The following is a 320-nucleotide window of genomic DNA, read 5'->3' on the forward strand; positions in this document are numbered from 1 at the left end:
GCTGAGCGCGAAGATCGTGTTCCGCAGGCTGGGCCCGAGCGCCTGCGCGATCGCGATGGTGAGCACGAGCGACGGGAACGCGATGAGCACGTCGAGCCCGCGCATGATGAGCATGTCGGCCTTCCCACCCAGGTAGGCCGACAGAGCACCGGTCGTCCCGCCGATCGTGAAGCCGATCACGGTGACCGCGACCGCGATGGTGAGGGATGCCTGGCCGCCGTGCAGCAGGCGGGACAGCACGTCGTTGCCGTTGACGTCGGTGCCGAGCGGGTGCCCGGGACTCCCGGGGGACAGAGCGCTTTCGAGCACGTTGCCGCCGG

Annotated in this window: 1 protein-coding gene; it reads right to left on the reverse strand. The window is 70.0% G+C overall.

The window, feature by feature from the left end; translation table 11 throughout:
- A partial coding sequence (locus tag ELR45_RS38630) for an ABC transporter permease (protein ID WP_420813917.1) occupies positions 1 to 320 on the reverse strand: 320 nt, incomplete at both ends.

Source organism: Phytoactinopolyspora endophytica (assembly GCF_004138495.1).
Classification (GTDB): domain Bacteria; phylum Actinomycetota; class Actinomycetes; order Jiangellales; family Jiangellaceae; genus Phytoactinopolyspora; species Phytoactinopolyspora endophytica.